This window comes from Bosea sp. RAC05 (assembly GCF_001713455.1).
Lineage (GTDB): Bacteria > Pseudomonadota > Alphaproteobacteria > Rhizobiales > Beijerinckiaceae > Allobosea.
The window spans coordinates 4,574,287-4,593,412 of record NZ_CP016464.1; the positions used below are offsets into that span (position 1 = coordinate 4,574,287).

A 19,126-nucleotide genomic window follows, 5' to 3' on the forward strand; every position below is an offset into this window, starting at 1 on the left:
TCGTTAACTACGGTAGTCTAGGATTCACCATAGAGTCCCGTTCTCGCACCAAGCGGATCGCCGCTGTTCTGGAGATGTCGTCGCCATGGGTTCGCTCAAGCGTCTCGCCGCCGTTTTCGCCCTCTCCGTCGCCGCGTCGACCGTGTGGGTCTCCTTCGCGGAAGCGCAGAACCGCCGCGGCCCGCTGCGCGTGACCGTGCAGAAGCGCAGCTATTTCGATGCGGGCAACGTCGTGCCGGTCGGCTCGATGAACCGCTATGCCAGCCAGCACGTGTCCGCCGGCCCGACCTATTCCAACCTCGGCAGCTTCTTCGGCGAAGAGACCCTGCCCGGCCGCATCGGCGCGGGCACCAACCCCTTCGCCAACACCTTCGCGACGCCGCGCTTCTGAGGCGTGGCCGTCATGGTCGGGCTTGACCCGACCATCTCGCAAACCAGCTCTTTCTTGTCATGAGATCCTCGGGTCGGCGCTGCGCGCCGCCCGAGAACGACGTTGGGCGCCTTACGGCAAAGCCTTCAGATAGCGCACCGGCCGGCCCGGCGCCGCTGCCTGCGCGGCATGGACGATAGCATTCGCGTCGATGCCGAAATGCCGGTAGAGATCCGCCACCGTCCCGGTCTGGCCGAAATGCTCGACGCCGAGCGCCTTCTGCCGGTGGCCATGCACGCTGCCGAGCCAGGCCAGCGTCGCCGGATGCCCGTCCAGCACCGAGACGATGCCGCAATCGCGCGAGAGATCGCCGAGCAGCCGCTCGACATGGCTGGTGGCGCGATGGTTGCCGCGCTGGCGCGCACGCTCCGCCGCCTGCCAGCCGGCATTGAGCCGGTCGGCCGAGGTGATCGCCAGCAGGCCGACATCGCGCCGGTCCTCGCCGAGAAGCCCGACCGCCTTGATCGCCTCCGCCGCGACCGCGCCCGTATAGGCGATCACGACCGAGGCGTTGGGGCCCGGCTTCCTCAGCCAATAGGCGCCGTCGATGATCTCGCTCTCGAGCTCCGGCGTCATCGCCCGCTGCGGCTGCTCGAGCTGCAGCGTCGAGAGCCGTAGGTAGACCGAGCCGCCGGTCTCGTCGCGCAGCCAGGTCCGCTCGTCAGGGTCGCCCTCGCCGTCCTTCTGCAGATAGGCGAAGGACCAGCGCATCATCACGGCCAGCTCGTCGACGAAGGCCGGCTCGAAGGCGCACAGGCCGTCCTGGCTCATGCCGATCAGCGGCGTCGCGATCGATTGATGCGCCCCGCCTTCCGGCGCTAGCGTCACGCCCGACGGCGTCGCCACCACCATGAAGCGCGCATCCTGGTAGCAGGCATAGTTCAACGCATCGAGCCCGCGCGAGATGAAGGGGTCGTAGAGCGTGCCGATCGGGATCAGCCGCTCGCCGAAGGTCGCGTGCGAGAGGCCGAGCGCCGAGAGGTTGATGAACAGGTTCATCTCGGCAATGCCGAGCTCGACATGCTGGCCCTTGGGCGAGAATTCCCATTTCTGCATCGAGGGAATGCGCTCGTCCTTGAAGGTGTCGGCCATCGAGGCCTTGGCGAAGAGCCCGCGCCGGTTCACCCAGGGGCCGAGATTGGTCGAGACGGTGACGTCCGGAGCGGTCGTGACGATCCGGTCCGCCAGCGGCCCGCCCGCCTTGGCGATCTCGTCGAGGATCTTGCCGAAGCCCATCTGCGTCGACATCACCGGCTGGATTCCGGCTTCGAGCTTGGCCGGCACCGGCAGCGCCGGTGCGCTCAGCCGCCGGCGCCCCTCGGCGAAGAAGGGCACGCGGTCGAGGAAGGCGCGGATCTCGCTCTCGGGCAGCGACAGCCCCTCGAACAGATCCCATTCATGGCCGGGGCGGACGCCATTGGCGCTTTGGAAGCCCGCCATCTGCTCCTTGGTCATCAGCCCGGCATGGTTGTCCTTGTGCCCCGCCAGCGGCAGGCCGAAGCCCTTGACCGTGTAGGCCAGGAAGCAGACCGGCCGGTCGTGGTCGATCGCCTCGAAGGCTTCGAGGATCGAGGGCAGGTCGTGCCCGCCGAGATTGCACATCAGCTTGGAGAGCTCGGCGTCGGAACGGCTCTCGATCAGCTTCGTCACCGGCCCCTGGTCGCCGAGATCGTCCATCAGCCGTTTGCGCCAGGCCGCCCCACCCTGGAAGGTCAGCGCCGAATAGAGCTGGTTGGGGCAGGAATCGATCCAGCCCTTCAGCCGCTCGCCGCCCTTTTCCTTGAAGGCAGCCTGCTGCAGCGAGCCGTATTTCAGCGTCACGACGTCCCAGCCGAAATTGCGGAACATCGTCTCGAAGCGGTCGTAGAGCCCCTCGCGGATGACGGCGTCGAGCGACTGGCGGTTGTAGTCGATCACCCACCAGGTGTTGCGCAGGCCGTGCTTCCAGCCCTCCATCAGGGCCTCGAAGATATTGCCCTCGTCGAGCTCGGCGTCGCCGATCAGCGAGACCATCCGACCCTCGGGACGCGCTAGCCCCCAGCCATGGGCGCGGACATAGTCCTGCGTCAGCGAGGAGAACAGCGTCTGCGCCACGCCCAGGCCCACGGAACCCGTCGAAAAATCGACGTCGTCGATGTCCTTGGTGCGGGAGGGATAGCTCTGCGCGCCCTTGTAGCCGCGGAAGTTCTCGAGCTTCTCGCGCGTCTGCAGGCCCATCAGATAGTTGATCGCGTGGAAGATCGGCGAGGCGTGCGGCTTCACCGCCACCCGGTCCTGCGGCCGCAGCGCCGCCATGTAGAGCGCGGTCATGATCGTCGCCAGCGAGGCCGAGGAGGCCTGGTGGCCGCCGACCTTCATCCCGTCGGCGCTATCGCGCAGATGGTTGGCGTTGTGGATCGTCCAGGAGGCGAGCCAGAGGATCTTCTTCTCGAGTTCGGCGAGAATCGGCAGGCGCGGATCGGACATGGTGCGGCTCTCCAGCAGAGGCCCGATCATGCGGGAAGCGCCGCGCGATGTGAACCGTAATCGCGGGTTCGGCGGCGCCGTCCTGAGCAGTTTCTGCCACCCGACAGGCCATGGGCGGCGAGGAACTGCCAAGCGTGCCGGCCCCGCCGCGCGCGCCGCCGCGACCTTGCATTCGTCTGTCGCAATCGTCAGGTTGCATGCCGCCAGCCTGCGGCGGAGCGGGTACGGCGACAGGAGACGCTCACCTTATGGATACGCTCTCGGGCTTCAGCATCTTCGTGATCGTCCTGGTGACGCTCGTCGTCATCACCATCGCCTTCCTGGTGAAGACGGTGCCGCAGGGCTACAACTACACGGTCGAACGCTTCGGACGTTATTCGCGCACGCTGAGCGCGGGCCTCAACCTGATCGTCCCCTATATCGACCGCATCGGCCACAAGGTGAATGTCATGGAGCAGGTGCTCGACATTCCCTCCCAGGAGGCGATCACCAAGGACAATGCAGGCGTCCGCATCGACGCTGCCGCCTTCTACCAGGTGCTCGACGCCGCCAAGGCCTGCTACGAGGTCTCATCCCTCAACGACGCGCTGATGGTCCTGACCATGACCAATATCCGCACCGTCGTCGGCTCGATGGACCTCGACCAGCTGCTCTCACATCGCGACGAGATCAATGAACGGCTGCTGCGGGTGATGGACGCCGCCGCCTCCCCCTGGGGCGTCAAGGTCACGCGCATCGAGATCCGCGACATCCTGCCCCCGGCCGACATCGCCGGCGCGATGAACCGCCAGATGAAGGCCGAGCGCGAGAAGCGCGCCGCGGTTCTGGAGGCGGAGGGGTTGCGCCAGGCCGAGATTCTTAAGGCCGAAGGCCAGAAGCAGTCGCAGATCCTCGCCGCCGAAGGCCGCAAGGAGGCCGCCTTCCGCGATGCCGAGGCGCGCGAGCGCTCCGCCCAGGCGGAAGCCGCCGCCACCGCCATGGTCTCCGAGGCGATCAGCCGCGGCGACATCCAGGCCGCCAACTTCCTGATCGCCGAACGCTACACCGAAGCGCTGAAGGCGATCGCCAGCGCGCCCAACAGCAAGGTGGTGATCGTGCCGATCGAGGCAGCGGCGCTGGCGGGCACCGTTGGTGGCATTGCCCAGTTGACCCGCGCCGTCTTCGGCGATGATGCGGTCGAGGCCAGGCGGACGGGCTCCGTGCCGCCGACCGGCCGCGGCGCCTGAAGGAGCGAGCGATGGCACCGATCCTCCTGGGCCCCTGGGGCTGGGTCATCCTCGGCCTCGTCCTCATCGGCGGCGAGGTGCTGGCACCCGGCATCTTCCTGCTCTGGCTCGGCCTCGCCGCGCTCCTGACCGGCGCCGTGGTCGGCCTGGTCGATCTCGGCTGGCAGGCCGCGGCCCTGATCTTCGCCGGCCTCAGCCTCGTTGCCGTCTTCACGGGCCGCCTGCTGACGCGCCGCAAGGACGAGGAACCCGATGCCGCGACCGGCCTCAACGATCGCGGCCGCCGGCTGATCGGCCGCGTCTTTCGGCTGGAGGCGACGATGACGGGCGGCGAGGGCCGCATCCGCGTCGACGATTCGTCCTGGCGCGTCACCGGGCCCGAATTGCTGGCCGGGAGCGAGGTCCGTGTCGTGCGCGTCGATGGCGCCACGCTGGTGGTCGAGAAGGCGTGAGCGCAGACGGCCCGCTGCGCGAAGAAATCCGGTTGTGTCGGGGCGCCAGCGGTCTATAGCGGACGCTCCGCCGCCAGACCGAACCATTCCCATGACCCTGCCCAGCGAACGCCTGTCCCTGTCCAAGGACCGCATCAAGGTCCTGCTGCTGGAAGGCATCAACGATTCCGCCGCCGACCTCCTGGTCAATGCCGGCTACACGAACATGACGCGCCTGCCCAAGGCGCTCGACCAGGACGCGCTGCTGAAGGCGCTCGAAGGCGTCCATGTGCTGGGTATCCGCTCGCGCACGCAGCTCACCGACGCGGTCTTCGCCCGGGCCGACCGGCTCTTCGCCGTCGGCTGCTTCTCGGTCGGCACCAACCAGGTCGATCTTGAGGCGGCGCGCGGCCGCGGCGTGCCGGTGTTCAACGCGCCCTTCTCCAACACCCGCAGCGTCGCCGAACTCACCATCGGCGAAATCGTGATGCTGCTGCGCAAGATCACCGACCGCTCGGCCTCCGCCCATGGCGGCGGCTGGGACAAATCGGCGGAAGGCTCCTTCGAGGTCCGCGGCAAGGTGCTGGGCATCGTCGGCTACGGCAACATCGGCAGCCAGCTCTCGACGCTGGCCGAGGCGATGGGCATGCGGGTGATCTATTACGATCAGACGGACCGCCTGCGCCACGGCAACACCGAGCCCGTCGACAGCCTGCACGAACTGCTGGGCTCGGCCGACATCGTCTCGCTGCATGTGCCCGAGACGCCGCAGACGGCCGGGATGATCGGCGCCGAGCAGATCGCCGCGATGAACCCCGGCAGTTACCTGATCAACAACTCGCGCGGAACGGTGGTCGATCTCGACGCGCTCGCAGCCGCGCTGAAGAGCGGCCATCTCGCCGGTGCGGCCGTCGACGTCTTCCCGGTCGAGCCGGCCTCGAACAGCGACCGCTTCGTCTCGCCGCTGCAGGGCCTGCCCAACGTCATTCTCACGCCGCATGTCGGCGGCTCGACGGAAGAAGCGCAGGAGCGCATCGGCGCCGAGGTCGCCCGCAAGCTGATCGACTATTCCGATGTCGGCTCGACGGTGGGCGCGGTCAATTTCCCGCAGGTGCAGCTCGCCGCGCGCGCGGTCGGCACGCGCTTCATCCACGTCCAGCGCAACGTGCCGGGCATGCTGAGGCGCCTGAACGACGTCTTCGCCGCGCGCAACGTCAACATCGCCGCCCAGAACTACCAGACGGACGGCGAGATCGGCTATGTCGTGATGGAGGCGGAGAGCATCGGCGCCGATGCGCGCGACATCCTGCGCGAGATCCGGGCGCTGGACGGCACGATCCGCGCGCGGCTGCTCTACGAGCGCGACTGACCGCTCAGGAGGCCTTGCCGTCGGCGGCGCCGGACTTGGTCGGCGCCTGGGCGGCGATCGGATCGCTGGCCGGGAAGGTTGCCTTCAGCGCCGTGTCGAGCTCGGCGTCCGGCCCCTTCCGGGCGGCTTCCCTGGCGGCCTTGCGCTGCTCCTGCTGTTCCTGGCGCAGGCTTTCCCTGGCGGGATTGGTGCTCGTCGTCATCGCGACCCCCTGATGCAGGCCCGTCTGCGGGCCCATGCGGGGTCAACGCGAGATCGGACGCCGCGTTCCCTACAAGCGACGCGGCCAGACGATCCGTACCCGCAGCCCGCCGCCCTCGCGGTCGGCCAGGGTCAGGTTGCCGCGATGGGCTTCCGCAATCGCCCGCACGATCGACAACCCGAGCCCGAAGCCGCTGCCCTCCTTCAGCGTCCGGGCCAGGTCGCTGCGGTAGAACGGTGCGAACACCTTCTCCCGCTCATCGGGCGCGATGCCGGGTCCGTCATCCTCGACCTCGATCACCATTGCCACGGCATCGGTGTCGTCGAGCTTCACCACGGCCCGGCCGCCGAACTTGATCGCATTGTCGACGAGATTGGTCACGGCGCGGGTCATCTGGTCGGCGTCGCAGACGGCAGAGGCGCGCATCGGCCCCTCATAGACCACGATATGGCCGAGATCGGCGAAGTCGTCGCAGATCGTCTGGAGCAGCGCCGGCATGTCGGTCGCCGCCATGCTGCCCGACGCCCGCCCGTCGCGCAGATAGGACAGCGCCCCGCCGACCATGCGCTCCATCAGCGCGAGATCGGAGACGATCGCCCGGCGCTGGCGCTCATCGGCGATCTCGTCGGCGCGCAGCCGCAGCCGCGTGATCGGCGTGCGCAGATCATGGCTGACCGCGGCCAGCATGCGGGTGCGGTCGTCGATCAGCCGGCGGATGCGCGCGGCCATGCTGCCGAAGGCGCCAGCGAGCCGCTTGACCTCGATGGGTCCCTGCTCCGGCGCCACGATGGTGTCGCGGTCGGGATCGAAGCGATCGACGGCCTCCGCCAGCCGCGACAGCGGCGACGCGACGGCCCGCGCCGCCCAGAGCGAGAGCAGGCCCACCAGCGAGACGAGCAACGCGATCATCACGGCCAGATAGAAGATGAAGGCCTGGCCGCGCGGTGGCGGGGTGCGCGCCTCGGGAGCCATCATGAGGCCGCTGCCGTCGGCAAATCGCAGCCCGAAAGGCGGCGGGCCGCCCTGGCCGGGCGCGCCGTCGAGCATCAGGACCTGCGTCTCCGCCCCGAACCGCTCTCTGAGATTGTCGAGCATCTGGCGGTCGGGCCAGGCCGGCGCGCGGGTGCTCGGTGGCAAATCCGGGGGCAGGCGGGACAGCCTGGGGTGGGAGGCGAGCGCGGCATCGACGATCGCCGCTTTCGCCGCCGGTGTCGGCGCGGCCTCGATCGTCCGGGCGATCGCGACCAGCTCCGTGACATAGGGCAGGTTCGGCACGCGCTTGAGTTCGGGCGGGAGGAGGACGAGCAGCACCGCGATCGTCACGAGATTGGCCAGAACCAGCGAGCCGATGACGATGGCGGTGATCTGGGCGGCGGCCCGCGCCGGCAGGAGGCGCAGCAGCAGCCGCCTCATGGCGCCGTGCTCTCGGACGGCCGCTCGATTTCCGGAGAGAACATGTAGCCGCCGGAGCGGATGGTCTGGATCAGCTCGGGCTCGCGCGGGTTGCGCTCCATCTTCTGGCGCAGGCGGCTGACGAGCACGTCGATCGAGCGCTCGAACGGAGCCGCCGTGCGGCCCTGTGTCAGGTCGAGCAGCTGGTCGCGCGACAAGACCCGCCGCGGCCGCTCGCAGAAGGCGAGCAGGAGATCGAGCTCGGCCCCCGTCAGCGCCACGCGCTCGCCCTCGGGGTTGAACAGCCGCCGCACCGCCTTGTCGAGGCGCCAGCCCGCGAAGGCGAGAACCGGGCTTTCGCCCACCTCGGCGGCCGGGACATGCCCCGCGCGCCGCAGCACCGCGCGGATTCGCGCCAGCAGCTCGCGCGGGTTGAACGGCTTCACCAGATAATCATCGGCGCCCATTTCGAGACCGAGGATGCGATCGATCTCCTCGCTCTTGGCGGTGAGCATGATGATCGGGATCGTGCCCTCGTTGCGCAGCCGGCGGCAGAGGCTCAGGCCGTCCTCCCCCGGCAACATCAGGTCGAGCACGATCAGGTCGAAGCGGCCGTCGCGCAGGGCGGCGTCCATCTCGCGGCCGTTCGGCACGGCGCGGACGCGGAAATCGTTGTTGCGCAGGAAGCGCGACACCAGCGTCGCGATCTCGCGGTCGTCCTCGACGACCAGGATATGGGGTGTTCTGCTCATGGTCTGGCTCTAGCGCCGCTCACGGGCGAGGTCGTGGCCGGAAGCGTTTCTGATTGTGTCTGTCGCCGGGCCTAGAAAAGCAAGGTTACCAGAAGGCGCCTGGCAGACGTCATCCAGAAAACTCGCGGCCGCAGAACGGGCAGAGCCACAGCGTTCCGTGAGCGCCATGTCCAAGCTCTCCCTCGCCGCCCCCGTCACCGTCGTCCCCCACCTCGCCCGGGCCCTCGCCGGGCTGGCGCTGATGGGAGCCCTCTTGCTCTGGCTGTGGGCCTTGCCCTCCCTGCTCGCACGGGACGGCTTCGTCCTGCGCGGCGACGCCGCCTGCGAAACGAAAGCCTATCGCGACCCGGTGACCGGGCGCGTCCGACCGGCGCCCGCGCCTCACCGCACGACCACCGCACGCTGCCCGGCCCGCTCCGATGGAGCCACCTCATGACCCATTGCAGCCTCGCCCGCAGCCCGGACCGCGAGAACCCGATCCGCCCCGACGGCGCCTCGGCCCGGCGCTGGCTGCTGGCGCTGCTGGCGACCGTTCCCCTCGCCCTCGTCCTCGGCTCGGTGGCGGGCTTCACGATCGGCCGTTTCGCGACCGCCGCCCCGTCCTATCGCGACCAGCGCCTCGTCCAGGTCTCGGGCGATCTGCGCCGTGTCGATGGCGACTACCTGCTGGCTCTGGGCGATTCCCATGTGGCCCGCTGGCATGCGCGGGAGCTCTGCGGCCTGCCCCTGATCAATGCCGGACTGCATGGCGCGACGACGGCGGATGCCGATGCCTTCCTCGCACGCCTCTCCCTGCCGCACCCTCCCCGCGCGATCATCCTGACCGTCGGCACCAACGATACCAACCGCAAGCGCTTTCGCGAGCCGCCCGAGGCCGCCATCCGCTTCCGGCATGCCTTCCGCGCGCTGCTCCGCCAGGTGATCGGCCGGTCGGAGCTCGTTCTCGTCGCCACCCTGCCGCGGATCGAGGCGAGCCAGGATGCGGTCTTCTCGACGCAGGCCGCCGCCGACATCACCGCCTCGGCGGAGGCGGCCTGCCGCAAGGAGGCCACCTGCCGCGTCGCGGACCGCTTCGGTGACGCCATACCCAGGATGGATGGGCTGCATCTCGCCGACTATGAGCGTGCCTATCGCGAGATCGCGCCCGCGATCTGCGGCGCGATCGCCGGTCACCTCACCGAGGATCTGCCAACGGGGCAGAACGTCGGCGCAGGGAGGCCATGACGGTCGAGCCACCCCACTGGATCGACGTCCGTCCCGGCCCCATCTAGGCTCCATCGCTGCCGGCCTCGGGCCGGAGCCCCGTGAGAGCCCGCCATGGTCGCCATCTCCGTCCTCGATCTCGTTCCCGTCCGTGAAGGCCAGGAACCGGGCGACGCTCTTCGCGCCTCGATCGACCTCGCCCGCCATGCCGAATCCCTCGGCTACACCCGTTACTGGGTCGCCGAGCACCACAACATGGTCGGCATCGCCAGCGCCGCGACTGCCGTCGTCATCGGCCAGCTCGCCGCCGCGACGAAGACCATCCGCGTCGGCGCCGGCGGCATCATGCTGCCCAACCACGCGCCGCTGATCATCGCCGAGCAGTTCGGAACGCTCGAGGCGCTGTTTCCCGGCCGCATCGATCTCGGCCTCGGCCGGGCGCCCGGCACCGACCAGATGACCATGCGGGCGATGCGCCGCAGCCCGATGTCATCGGACAGCTTCCCGCAGGACGTGCTCGAACTGCAGGCCTATTTCGCACCGGCCGGGCCGAACCAGGCGATACAGGCCGTGCCGGGCGCCGGGCTGAACGTCCCGCTGTGGATCCTCGGCTCGAGCCTGTTCGGCTCGCAGCTCGCCGCCGAACTCGGCCTGCCCTATGCCTTCGCCTCGCATTTCGCGCCCGATGCCCTGATGCAGGCGCTCACCGTCTACCGCGAGCGCTTCAAGCCCTCCGAGCAGCTCGCGCGGCCCCATGCCATGCCCGGCATCAACGTCATCGCCGCCGAGACCGATGCGCAGGCACGCCATCTCGCCACCTCCCTGCAGCAGCGCTTCGTCGGCATGGTGCGCGGCCAGCGCGGCAAGCTGCAGCCGCCGATCGACGACATCGAGACCTACTGGTCGCCCAACGAGAAGGCGCATGTCGCGGGTATGCTGCGCTACGCCTTCATCGGCTCGCCGGACACGCTGAAGCGCCAGCTCGGCGCCTTCATCACGACGACACGCGCCGACGAGATCATGGTCACCGCGCCGATCTTCGACCACGAGGCGCGGAAGCGCTCTTACGAGATCCTGTCGGGCATCGCGCCGGAGCTGGGGATCGAAGCCAGAGCGGCCTGACCCCCAGGAACTTCCGCCCCGCCATGGCGTTGCCCGGTCTCGCGCAGGACATTCCGGGGGGACCCATGAAACTCGACGTGGCGGCGACGCTGACCTATGGCTTCGACAGCGATACGCAGGTGATCGCCGCGATCGAGGCCGCCCAGTCGGCCGACCAGACGATCCTCTCCGAAAGCCTGATCATCTCGCCGGGCACCGTTCTCGTCCGCGATCTCCACCCCGAGACGGGCGAGCGGCGTTTTCGTGCGGCGCTCTCGGGCCAGGTCGAGATCCGCTACCGGGCGCTGGTCGACAACGGCACCCGCCAGCCGCTGGGCCCCGGCGCACGCCAGCATGACTGGTCGGAGCTGCCGCAGGAGGTGCTGCCCTATCTGCTGCCGAGCCGCTTCTCGCCCTCGGACGAGTTCATGCGCTTCGCCCAGCGCGAATTCTGCAGCATTCAGGGCGGCGGCGCCCGCATCCTGGCCGTGCTCGACTGGCTGCACGAGCATCTGGACTATGTCCATGGCGTCAGCCACGCCCAGACGACGGCGCAGCACACCTTCATCGACCGGGCCGGCGTCTGCCGCGACTTCACCCATCTCGGCATCGCGCTGACGCGGGCGCTGAACATTCCCGCCCGGGCGGTCAGCGCCTATGCGCTCGACCTCGACCCGCCGGATTTCCACGCCGTCTTCGAGGTCTATCTCGACGGCCGCTGGTGGCTCGTCGATCCGACGCGACTGGCGCCCATCGAGGGCATGGTGCGGATCGCCACCGGGCGGGACGCCGCCGACATCGCCTTCCTGACCAGCCAGTTCAACTGCCAGTGCCTGGCCCAGACGATCACCGTCTCGCGCGCGGACAATGCCGGGCAGCAGGCCGCCTGATCAGGCGGCCGCCGCACGCCGCGTCGAGCGGCGCAGGTTGAACGCCAGCGCCGCCAGGAAGAACGCCGCCTGAACGACGACGATGCAGGGCCCCGTCGACCCGTCCAGATGATAGCTCAGGATCGTGCCGATCACGCTCGAGACGGTGGCGACGGCGACCGCCACCGCCAGCATCGCGTCGAAGCGCCGCGTCGTCAGGAACCCGATGGCGCCCGGCGCGATCAGCATGGCGACGACGAGGATGATGCCGACCGCCTTCAGCGCGGCCACGATCGTCAGCGCCAGCAGCATCAGCAGGCCGAAATTCAGCCAGCGCACCGGCAGGCCGATCGCCCGCGCATGGGCGGCATCGAAAGCGACGAGCAGGAAGTCCTTCCGCTTCGCCAGCATGATCGCAACCGTGGGCAGCGCGATCGCGGCCGTTTCCGCGATGTCCGTCCAGCGCACGCCGAGCATGTTGCCGAACAGGATGTGCAGCAGGTGCTGGTCGCTCTCGACCTTGACGAACATCACGAGACCGAGCGCGAACATGCCGGAGAAGACGATGCCCATCACCGTGTCCTCCTTCACCCGGCTGTTCTCCTTGAGATAGCCGATGGCGAGCGAACAGCTCAGGCCCGCGACAAAGGCTCCGGCCGCCAGGGGCAGGCCCAGGATCTGCGCCAGCACGATGCCGGGGAGGACGGCATGGGAGACCGCGTCCCCCATCAGCGACCAGCCCTTCAGGATCAGGAAGCAGGAGAGCACGGCGCAGACGATGCCGACGATCACCGCCACGAGGAGCCCGCGCTGCATGAACTCATGCGACAGCGGCGCGACCAGCCAGGCGTCGAGAACGCTCATGGCCCCGCCTCCGGGGCCGCCCGTGCCGCCCGCGCCGCCGCCAGCCGGCCATGCTTGGGCGCGAACACGAAGGCGAGCAGGAACAGCAGGGTCTGGAACACGACGATCAGCCCGCCCGTCGAGCCGTCGAGGAAGTAGCTGGCATAGGCGCCGGCCGCGCTGGTGAATACGCCGAGTGCCACCGCGAGGCAGATCAGCCGGCCGAAGCGGTCGCAGAGCAGATAGGCGGTGGCGCCCGGCGTGATCACCATCGCGATCACCAGCACAGCCCCGACCGTCTGCAGCGCGGCCACCGTGCAGGCGCTGAGCAACACGAAGAACAGGATCTTGATCCGCATCGGCGAGAGACCGACCGCCCGCGCCTGATTCTCGTCGAAGAACACCAGCATCAGGTCGCGCCAGCGCGCCACCAGCACGACGAGCGAGACCGCGGCGATGATCGCGACCTGGACCACGTCCTCGTCCGAGATGCCGAGGATGTTGCCGAGCACGATCGACTGCACGTCGACCGAGGTCGGGTTGATCGAGACGATCAGGAGCCCGACCGCGAAGAAGGTGGTGAAGACGATGCCGATGACGGCGTCCTCGCGCAGCTGCGTGCGCACCCGCACCAGCGCCATGGCGAGCGCCGCCAGCAGGCCCGAGAAGAAGGCGCCGGCCGCATAAGGCACCTTCAGCAGATAGGCGAGCGCGACGCCCGGCACGATCGCATGGGCCAGCGCGTCGCCCATCAGCGACCAGCCCTTCAGCATCAGGAAGCAGGACAGGAAGGCGCAGACCCCGCCGACCAGCGCCGAGACCCAGATCGCCCGGAGCATGTACTGGTAGCCGAAGGGTTCCAGCAGAAGCGCGATCACGGCGCGCGATCCTTTGCCGTGTCGGCCGCCTCGCCGGTGGTCTGTCCGCCCGCGACGCGCTCGCTGTCGCGCTTGCCGTAGAGCACCAGCGGGCGCTCGTCGTCGGTGATCACGGTGACGCGCCGGTCGTCCTCGTCGTCATGGAGGTCGGCGCCGCCGAGGCGGAAGTGCCGCAGCGCCCCGCCGAAGGCGCGCTGGAGATTGTCGTGGGTGAAGGTCGTCGCGGTCGGCCCGGCCGCCAGCACCGTCTTGTTGATGATCACGACCTGGTCGCAGAAATCCGGAATCGAGCCGAGATTATGCGTCGAGACCAGCATCAGCCGGCCCTCGTCGCGCAACTCGCGCATCAGCGCGACGATCGCATCCTCGGTCTTGACGTCGACGCCGGTGAACGGCTCGTCGAGCAGGATGACCTGCCCGCCCTGCGCCAGCGCGCGCGCCAGGAAGACGCGCTTGCGCTGTCCGCCCGACAACTCGCCGATCTGGCGCGTGCGGAACTCCAGCATGTTGACGCGCGCGAGCGCCTGCTCGACCGCCTCGCGATCCGCCTGCCGCGCGATCCGCAGGAAGCCCATATGGCCGTAGCGGCCCATCATCACCACATCCTCGACCAGGACGGGGAAGGTCCAGTCGACCTCCTCGGCCTGCGGCACATAGGCGACGAGCCCGCGCTTCAGCGCTTGGCCCACGGGGAGACCCGCGATAGAGACCGAGCCGCGCGCCGGCTTGAGGAAACCCATCAACGTCTTGAACAGCGTCGACTTGCCGGAGCCGTTGATGCCGACCAGCGCGCAGATCGTGCCCGCCCCGAGCGCGAAGGAGGCGTCGCTCACCGCGGTGACGCCATTGGCGTAGCGCACGGTGACGCCCTCGACCGTGATCGACGGCATGCCTTCACGCCAAGCGGCAGCCGGCGCGTTCAATGGCCGAAACCCGTGGCGACCGTGCCCACCGTGGTCTCCAGCAGCTTCAGATAGGTCGGCACCGGTCCATCCGCCGCCGACAGCGAGTCGACATAGAGCACGCCGCCATAGCGGGCGCCGGTCTCGCGCGCGACCTGCCTGGCCGCCTTGTCGGAAATCGTGCTTTCGCTGAACACGGTCGGGATCTTGTTCTTGCGGACGAGGTCGATCAGCCGGCGCACCTGCTGCGGCGTGCCCTGCTGGTCGGCATTGATCGGCCAGAGATAGGCCTCGCGCCAGCCATAGTCACGGGCGAGATAGGAAAAGGCCCCCTCGCTGGTGACGAGCCAGCGTTGCGCCGGCGGCACCTTGTCGAGCCGCGCCCGCAGCGGCGCGTCGACTGACCTGATCTTGTCGGCATAGGCCTTGGCGTTGGCGGCGTAGATGTCCGCCCGCGCCGGATCGGCCGCGGCCAGCGCCTTGCGGATGTTCTCGACATAGATCAGCGCGTTTGTCGTCGACATCCAGGCATGCGGGTTGGGCCGCCCCTGATAGGGCCCTTCCGTGATCCCCATCGGCACGACGCCTTCGCTGACCACGGCGCTGCGGACATTCTTCACATTGTCGAAGAAGCGCTCGAACCAGCGCTCGAGATTGAGCCCGTTCCAGAGCACGAGATCGGCGGATTGCGCCTTCACCACGTCGAGCGGCGTCGGCTGGTAATCGTGGATCTCGGCGCCGGGCTTGGTGATCGACTCCACGATCGCGGCCTCGCCAGCCACGTTCTGTGCGATGTCCTGGATCACCGTGAAGGTGGTGACGACGCGCAGCTTCTTGTCCTGCGCGAGGGCAGCGCCCGGCGGGGCTGCGAGCGCAACGGCCAGCAGCATGGCCCCGGAGAGCAGGACGGATCGTCGAGGGAACATGTCGGCTCCTGTCGGCTGGATGCGATGATACGCTATTGCAACGCACTTGCATCTGTCAATGCAGTTGCAACACATTTGCAATAAGGAGTTTTTGCAGATGCCTCTCAGAATTGCTATGCCGGCACCATGACGGGAATCGCGCAGCGCGTGGCCGGGTTCGAGGGCCAACTGAGGGATGCCGGGCTGCGGATGACGCAGCAGCGCCGGCTGATCCTGCGCGTGCTGGCGGAAGCCGATGATCATCCCGACGCGAAGGGCATCTTCACTCGCGCCTTCGCGCTCGACCCGACGCTGTCGCTCTCGACGGTCTATCGCACCATGAAGGTGCTGGAGACGCAAGGCGCCATCGAGCGCCACGCCTTCGAGGACGGCGTCTCGCGCTACGAGCACGCCGACCAGGAGCATCACGACCACCTCATCGACGTCGAGAGCGGCGAGGTGATCGAGTTTTCCTCCGACGCGATCGAGGAACTGCAGCGCCGCATCGCCGCCGAACTCGGCTACGAGCTCGTCCGCCACCGGCTCGAACTCTACGGACGCAAGAAGCGGCCGGGCGTCAGGGGCAAGAAGGGCTAGGCCGCGTCAGCTGTCCGCCCGCCAGGGATAGCTCCAGGTCTCCGTCAGGGTCTTGTCGCCGCTCTTCAGGAAGGCGCGCATTTCGGCGAGCTGGCCGGGTTCGACGACGATGTCGATGAAGGCCCGGAAGCCCTTGGTCTTCGGGTTCGGGACGATGAAGGCGCGGTCGATGCGGCCATAGGCGATCGAGGGCACGATCTCGACCTTCTCGGGCTGCTTGAGGTGATAGTCGAGATCGCCGCCGGCGAAGTCGACGATGAAGCGCCGCGCACCCGCATTGACCGGCTCCCCCGAACCGAGCGCCTTGGGCTTGGCCTGATAGGTGTTGATGATCCGTCCACCCGGATGAAGGTCGCTGGAATCCAGCATCGCCGTCAGCTTGTAGCCGAAGGAGAATGCCCGCCCCGGCTCCAGGGGCACTTTCGGCGCCCAGAGCGCGACAATGTTGTCGTTGGTCTCGTCGGTGGTGGGAATCTCGATCAGTTCGACCACGCCCTCGCCCCAGTCGCCCTGCGGCTCGATCCAGTAGGACGGCCGCAGTTCGTAGTTCAGGTCGAGGTCCTGGTAGTGCTCGAAGACGCGGTCGCGCTGCATCAGGCCGAAGCCGCGGACATTGCGCTCGACGAAGGAGGAGATCGCCTGCTGGCGCGGATTGCGCAGCGGCCGCCAGATCCACTCACCCGTGCCGGAATGGATCATCAGCCCGTCGGAGTCGTGCAGTTCGGTCCGGAAATCGTCGTGGAAGCGGCGATCATTCTCGCCGGTGAAGAACATCGAGGTCAGCGGCGCCAGCCCGAGCTTGTCGATCGGCTTGCGCGGGAACAGCGTCGCGCCGACATCGACCACCGCATCGACGTCGGGATAGACGTGGAAGCGATAGGCCCCGGTCACGGAGGGCGAATCGAGGAGGGCATAGATCGTGACCCGCTCGGCATTGGCGGCCGGCGCCTCGACCCAGAACTCCCGGAACATCGGGAACTCTTCGCCCGGCACGCCGGCACCGATCGAGAGACCCCGCGCCGACAGCCCGTAGCGCTGCTCGCGGCCGAGCACGCGGAAATAGCTCGCGCCGATGAAGGAGATCAGCTCGTCGAAGATCCGCGGATCGTTCAGCGGGTAGTGCAGCCGGAAGCCGGCGAAGCCGAGATTGACCGGCAGCGGCTTCTCGAACTTGACGCGCCCATAGTCGAACAGGTTGGCCGAATACGGCACCGGCGTCGCCACGCCGTCGCGCACCACATTGACCACGACGGGGCGGGTGAAGAGGAAGCCAGGATGGAACATCTGCATCCGGAACGGGCTGCCGTTCTGGGCCAGCAGCGCCCGCTCGGGCCGGAAGCGGATGTCGCGCCAGGCATCGAAATCGAGCCGGGACAGCGGCTCGGGCAGGTTCGGGCCGGGCTCATAGGCCACAGCCGCGATTTCGCGGGCCCGGTTGACCACATGGTCGAAGCCGAAGCGCGGCTGCTGTTCGGCCGAAGGCTCGGCCGGGGGAACCGGCTGCTGCGCCAGCAGGGCCGAGGGCGCGGTCGAGAGGCCGAGGGCGGCGGAAAGCCCCGCCAGGACGCGGCGGCGATCGATCGTGGTCATGACGGATCCGTGGTCTGGCGACCGCCGGGTGACGGCCGCCGAAGGCTTGCTCGGCCGTGACTTAGGCGAGGAAATGGGGCCGGTCTAGGGCCGGTCCGCCGCCGGGCGCGACGCCCCGGCGACATCGCGCCGTTGACGGTTCGCCGAAGGGCCGGCTAGCGTCGTCTCAAGGCCGGATGCAGCCTGCCGCTCGCGCCCGCAAGGGTTGGGTGAATGCATCCCGACATGGATATCCGGTCCCGATCGTTCGGTGGACGGCCGTCAGCAATGCGAGCCCTGATCGTCCCGTCCGCCTGCGAGAAGGATCACGACGATGCGAAGCTTTCGCGATGCGAAGCTGATGGCGAAGACCCTGCGCGAGGCGATGGCCTCCCGGCAGATCGATCTCTCCCACTCCGAGACCCTCGAAATCGTGGCGCGCCAGTTCGGCCTGGCCGACTGGAACACGGCTGCGGCTCGCCTGGGCGAGCACCGCGCTGACCCGACCCCGGCGTGGGGCGACGCCTCCGGCGTCGGGCTCGGATCGGGCATTCCGATCCTGCGGATTTTCGACCTCGAGAAGGCGCGGGAGTTCTACCTCGACTTCCTCGGCTTCACGCTGGACTGGGAGCACCGCTTCGGCCCGAATTTTCCGATCTACATGCAGGTCTCGCGCTCCGGCCTGACGCTGCATCTCTCCGAGCACCATGGCGACGCCAGCCCGGGGGCGACGGTCTTCGTCAGGATCAAGGGCGTCGATGCCTTCCGCGCCGAACTGATCGGCAAGGACTACGCCTATTCGAAGCCATCCATTCAGGAGGATGCGCCGGGCGGTCGCACGCTGCAGGTGCCCGATCCGTTCGGGAACCGCATCCGCTTCACCCAGGCGCGGGACTAGGCGGCGTTCAGGCGATGGCCAATGGCAAGTACTGCGCGATCAGGTCGAAATCCCGGTCCTGATGGAGCAGGGCATGGCCGCGTTCGATGCAAAAGGTGGCGATCAGGAGATCGATCGTCTTGCGGATGGTCACTCCCCGCCCCCTCAGAAAGCGCGAATGCCGGGCGGCGGCCAGCGCGAGCGCCACATCGACCATCGGCTCGATCCTGAAGCGGCGCATCGCCCGCTCGAGACTTTCGGCGTGGCGCTCGTCGCGGGCGCCGCGCAGAAGCTCCATCAGGACCAGATCGCCAACGATGATCCGCGTCGGCGACGGCATCCCTGACAGCGCGGCGACGGCTGGACTGCTTTGCGCACGCAGCTGTGCGATCCAGACAGAGCTGTCGACCACAATCATGAGCGAGGGTCGGCGGGCCTGTCCGTGCGCATCTCGTCGAGATCGCCCTCCCACCCCAGACCGCGCATGTCGCTGATCACCTGGCGCAGTTCGGCGTTCTTGACGAGTCGGCGCAGCGCCTCCTCGACGGTCGCCTTCTTGGTCGGCAGCCCCGTCACCTCCATCGCCTCCTTGAGAAGCGCGTCGTCGATGTCGATATTCGTGCGCATCGCTGCCTCATGTGTATGGACCGGCAACACCATACACATCGACGGTCTCGTCCGCAATTTTGGCACCGCGCCCCAAAAAACCTCTTGTCGTCGGGGGCCATCATCCGTATATGCCTCCTACCCAATTCGCACGTGCCTGTGGCCGCGTGTCAGTCGGTGGGCATCCGGACAAGAGGCCGGACAGCCGCCAGGTGTTGGAGACGGATGGAGGGGGATGGATATCCCCTCAAATCACGCTCCCGGTTCCCTTCTCAAGGGAACTGTCACCGAACAGCGACTGGCAGCCGGAGGCGAAACCGGCGAACCCCGAATCTCCACGGGGGACGCAGCTTAAAGCAACGACGGAACGGGCTTTTTTTGGTCTCGCTGGTCCTCCAAAGACCAGCACCGAAGAGGCTTGTCCTTCATTGCCGGGCGTGCGGGGTCTCCCCAAGCGACGGTTACCAGGGTCCGGACGTTTCGTTCGGTGATGTGCGGCGTTTCCAAC

The 19,126-nt window shown here is 68.2% G+C and carries 21 protein-coding genes; 10 read left to right on the plus strand and 11 right to left on the minus strand.

Annotated features, from left to right (window positions below; all coding sequences use genetic code 11):
* Positions 1–85: 85 nt before the first annotated feature.
* Positions 86–391: a hypothetical protein gene (locus BSY19_RS25150; RefSeq protein ID WP_069056551.1), complete on the plus strand. Its 306-nt coding sequence runs from the start codon at positions 86–88 to the stop codon at positions 389–391.
* 111 nt (positions 392–502) lie between these two features.
* Here BSY19_RS25150 and BSY19_RS25155 read toward each other — a convergent pair whose 3' ends face one another.
* The gene (locus BSY19_RS25155) at positions 503–2,896 is read right to left on the minus strand and encodes a transketolase-like TK C-terminal-containing protein (protein ID WP_069057386.1); all 2,394 of its coding nucleotides are present in this window, start codon (positions 2,894–2,896) and stop codon (positions 503–505) included.
* A 248-nt stretch (positions 2,897–3,144) separates the two neighbouring features.
* Between BSY19_RS25155 and BSY19_RS25160 the strand changes: the two genes are divergently transcribed.
* From BSY19_RS25160 to serA, 3 genes are all read left to right on the plus strand, one after another.
* Complete coding sequence (locus BSY19_RS25160; RefSeq protein ID WP_069056552.1) at positions 3,145–4,122, plus strand: SPFH domain-containing protein; 978 nt, start codon at positions 3,145–3,147, stop codon at positions 4,120–4,122.
* A gap of 11 nt (positions 4,123–4,133) precedes the next feature.
* Positions 4,134–4,574, plus strand: a complete 441-nt coding sequence (locus tag BSY19_RS25165; protein ID WP_069056553.1) for an NfeD family protein — start codon at positions 4,134–4,136, stop codon at positions 4,572–4,574.
* Positions 4,575–4,665: 91 nt separating this feature from the next.
* On the plus strand, positions 4,666–5,922 hold the full coding sequence (gene serA / locus BSY19_RS25170; RefSeq protein ID WP_069056554.1) for a phosphoglycerate dehydrogenase: 1,257 nt from the start codon (positions 4,666–4,668) through the stop codon (positions 5,920–5,922).
* Positions 5,923–5,926: 4 nt separating this feature from the next.
* Here serA and BSY19_RS25175 read toward each other — a convergent pair whose 3' ends face one another.
* From BSY19_RS25175 to BSY19_RS25185, 3 genes are all read right to left on the minus strand, one after another.
* The gene (locus BSY19_RS25175) at positions 5,927–6,124 is read right to left on the minus strand and encodes a hypothetical protein (protein WP_150129730.1); all 198 of its coding nucleotides are present in this window, start codon (positions 6,122–6,124) and stop codon (positions 5,927–5,929) included.
* Positions 6,125–6,193: 69 nt separating this feature from the next.
* The gene (locus BSY19_RS25180; protein WP_069056556.1) at positions 6,194–7,537 is read right to left on the minus strand and encodes a sensor histidine kinase; all 1,344 of its coding nucleotides are present in this window, start codon (positions 7,535–7,537) and stop codon (positions 6,194–6,196) included.
* On the minus strand, positions 7,534–8,268 hold the full coding sequence (locus BSY19_RS25185) for a response regulator (protein ID WP_069056557.1): 735 nt from the start codon (positions 8,266–8,268) through the stop codon (positions 7,534–7,536). The genes BSY19_RS25180 and BSY19_RS25185 overlap by 4 nt, the downstream gene beginning before the upstream one ends.
* 166 nt (positions 8,269–8,434) lie before the next feature.
* Between BSY19_RS25185 and BSY19_RS28090 the strand changes: the two genes are divergently transcribed.
* From BSY19_RS28090 to BSY19_RS25205, 4 genes are all read left to right on the plus strand, one after another.
* On the plus strand, positions 8,435–8,704 hold the full coding sequence (locus BSY19_RS28090; protein WP_069056558.1) for a hypothetical protein: 270 nt from the start codon (positions 8,435–8,437) through the stop codon (positions 8,702–8,704).
* The gene (locus BSY19_RS25195) at positions 8,701–9,492 is read left to right on the plus strand and encodes an SGNH/GDSL hydrolase family protein (RefSeq protein WP_069056559.1); all 792 of its coding nucleotides are present in this window, start codon (positions 8,701–8,703) and stop codon (positions 9,490–9,492) included. The genes BSY19_RS28090 and BSY19_RS25195 overlap by 4 nt, the downstream gene beginning before the upstream one ends.
* Positions 9,493–9,585: 93 nt before the next feature.
* The gene (locus tag BSY19_RS25200; protein WP_069056560.1) at positions 9,586–10,593 is read left to right on the plus strand and encodes an LLM class flavin-dependent oxidoreductase; all 1,008 of its coding nucleotides are present in this window, start codon (positions 9,586–9,588) and stop codon (positions 10,591–10,593) included.
* Between the two features lie 65 nt (positions 10,594–10,658).
* A complete protein-coding gene (locus BSY19_RS25205) occupies positions 10,659–11,462 on the plus strand; it encodes a transglutaminase-like domain-containing protein (protein WP_069056561.1) in 804 nt (267 codons plus the stop codon).
* Here BSY19_RS25205 and BSY19_RS25210 read toward each other — a convergent pair whose 3' ends face one another.
* Genes BSY19_RS25210 through BSY19_RS25225 form a run of 4 tightly spaced genes read right to left on the minus strand, consistent with a single transcriptional unit; the run spans position 11,463 to position 14,990 of the window.
* Complete coding sequence (locus BSY19_RS25210) at positions 11,463–12,305, minus strand: metal ABC transporter permease (RefSeq protein ID WP_069056562.1); 843 nt, start codon at positions 12,303–12,305, stop codon at positions 11,463–11,465.
* Positions 12,302–13,162, minus strand: a complete 861-nt coding sequence (locus BSY19_RS25215; protein ID WP_069056563.1) for a metal ABC transporter permease — start codon at positions 13,160–13,162, stop codon at positions 12,302–12,304. The genes BSY19_RS25210 and BSY19_RS25215 overlap by 4 nt, the downstream gene beginning before the upstream one ends.
* Positions 13,159–14,052: a manganese/iron ABC transporter ATP-binding protein gene (locus BSY19_RS25220; protein ID WP_083247826.1), complete on the minus strand. Its 894-nt coding sequence runs from the start codon at positions 14,050–14,052 to the stop codon at positions 13,159–13,161. The genes BSY19_RS25215 and BSY19_RS25220 overlap by 4 nt, the downstream gene beginning before the upstream one ends.
* A 29-nt stretch (positions 14,053–14,081) precedes the next feature.
* Complete coding sequence (locus BSY19_RS25225) at positions 14,082–14,990, minus strand: metal ABC transporter substrate-binding protein (protein WP_069056565.1); 909 nt, start codon at positions 14,988–14,990, stop codon at positions 14,082–14,084.
* Between the two features lie 126 nt (positions 14,991–15,116).
* Here BSY19_RS25225 and BSY19_RS25230 point away from each other — a divergent pair, with 126 nt between their 5' ends.
* Positions 15,117–15,566 (plus strand): Fur family transcriptional regulator, encoded by a 450-nt coding sequence (locus BSY19_RS25230; protein WP_069056566.1) that lies wholly within the window; start codon positions 15,117–15,119, stop codon positions 15,564–15,566.
* Between the two features lie 6 nt (positions 15,567–15,572).
* On the opposite strand, the gene BSY19_RS25235 is transcribed toward BSY19_RS25230, so the two are convergent.
* On the minus strand, positions 15,573–17,156 hold the full coding sequence (locus BSY19_RS25235; protein WP_069056567.1) for an OpgD/OpgG family glucan biosynthesis protein: 1,584 nt from the start codon (positions 17,154–17,156) through the stop codon (positions 15,573–15,575).
* 313 nt (positions 17,157–17,469) lie between these two features.
* Between BSY19_RS25235 and BSY19_RS25240 the strand changes: the two genes are divergently transcribed.
* Positions 17,470–18,033: a glyoxalase superfamily protein gene (locus tag BSY19_RS25240; RefSeq protein ID WP_069056568.1), complete on the plus strand. Its 564-nt coding sequence runs from the start codon at positions 17,470–17,472 to the stop codon at positions 18,031–18,033.
* 7 nt (positions 18,034–18,040) lie between these two features.
* Here the strand turns inward: BSY19_RS25240 and vapC are convergent, their stop codons facing one another.
* Positions 18,041–18,430, minus strand: a complete 390-nt coding sequence (gene vapC / locus BSY19_RS25245) for a type II toxin-antitoxin system VapC family toxin (RefSeq protein ID WP_069056569.1) — start codon at positions 18,428–18,430, stop codon at positions 18,041–18,043.
* Positions 18,427–18,639, minus strand: coding sequence for a type II toxin-antitoxin system VapB family antitoxin (locus BSY19_RS25250; protein WP_069056570.1), 213 nt, complete (start codon positions 18,637–18,639; stop codon positions 18,427–18,429). The genes vapC and BSY19_RS25250 overlap by 4 nt, the downstream gene beginning before the upstream one ends.
* Positions 18,640–19,126: the final 487 nt, after the last annotated feature.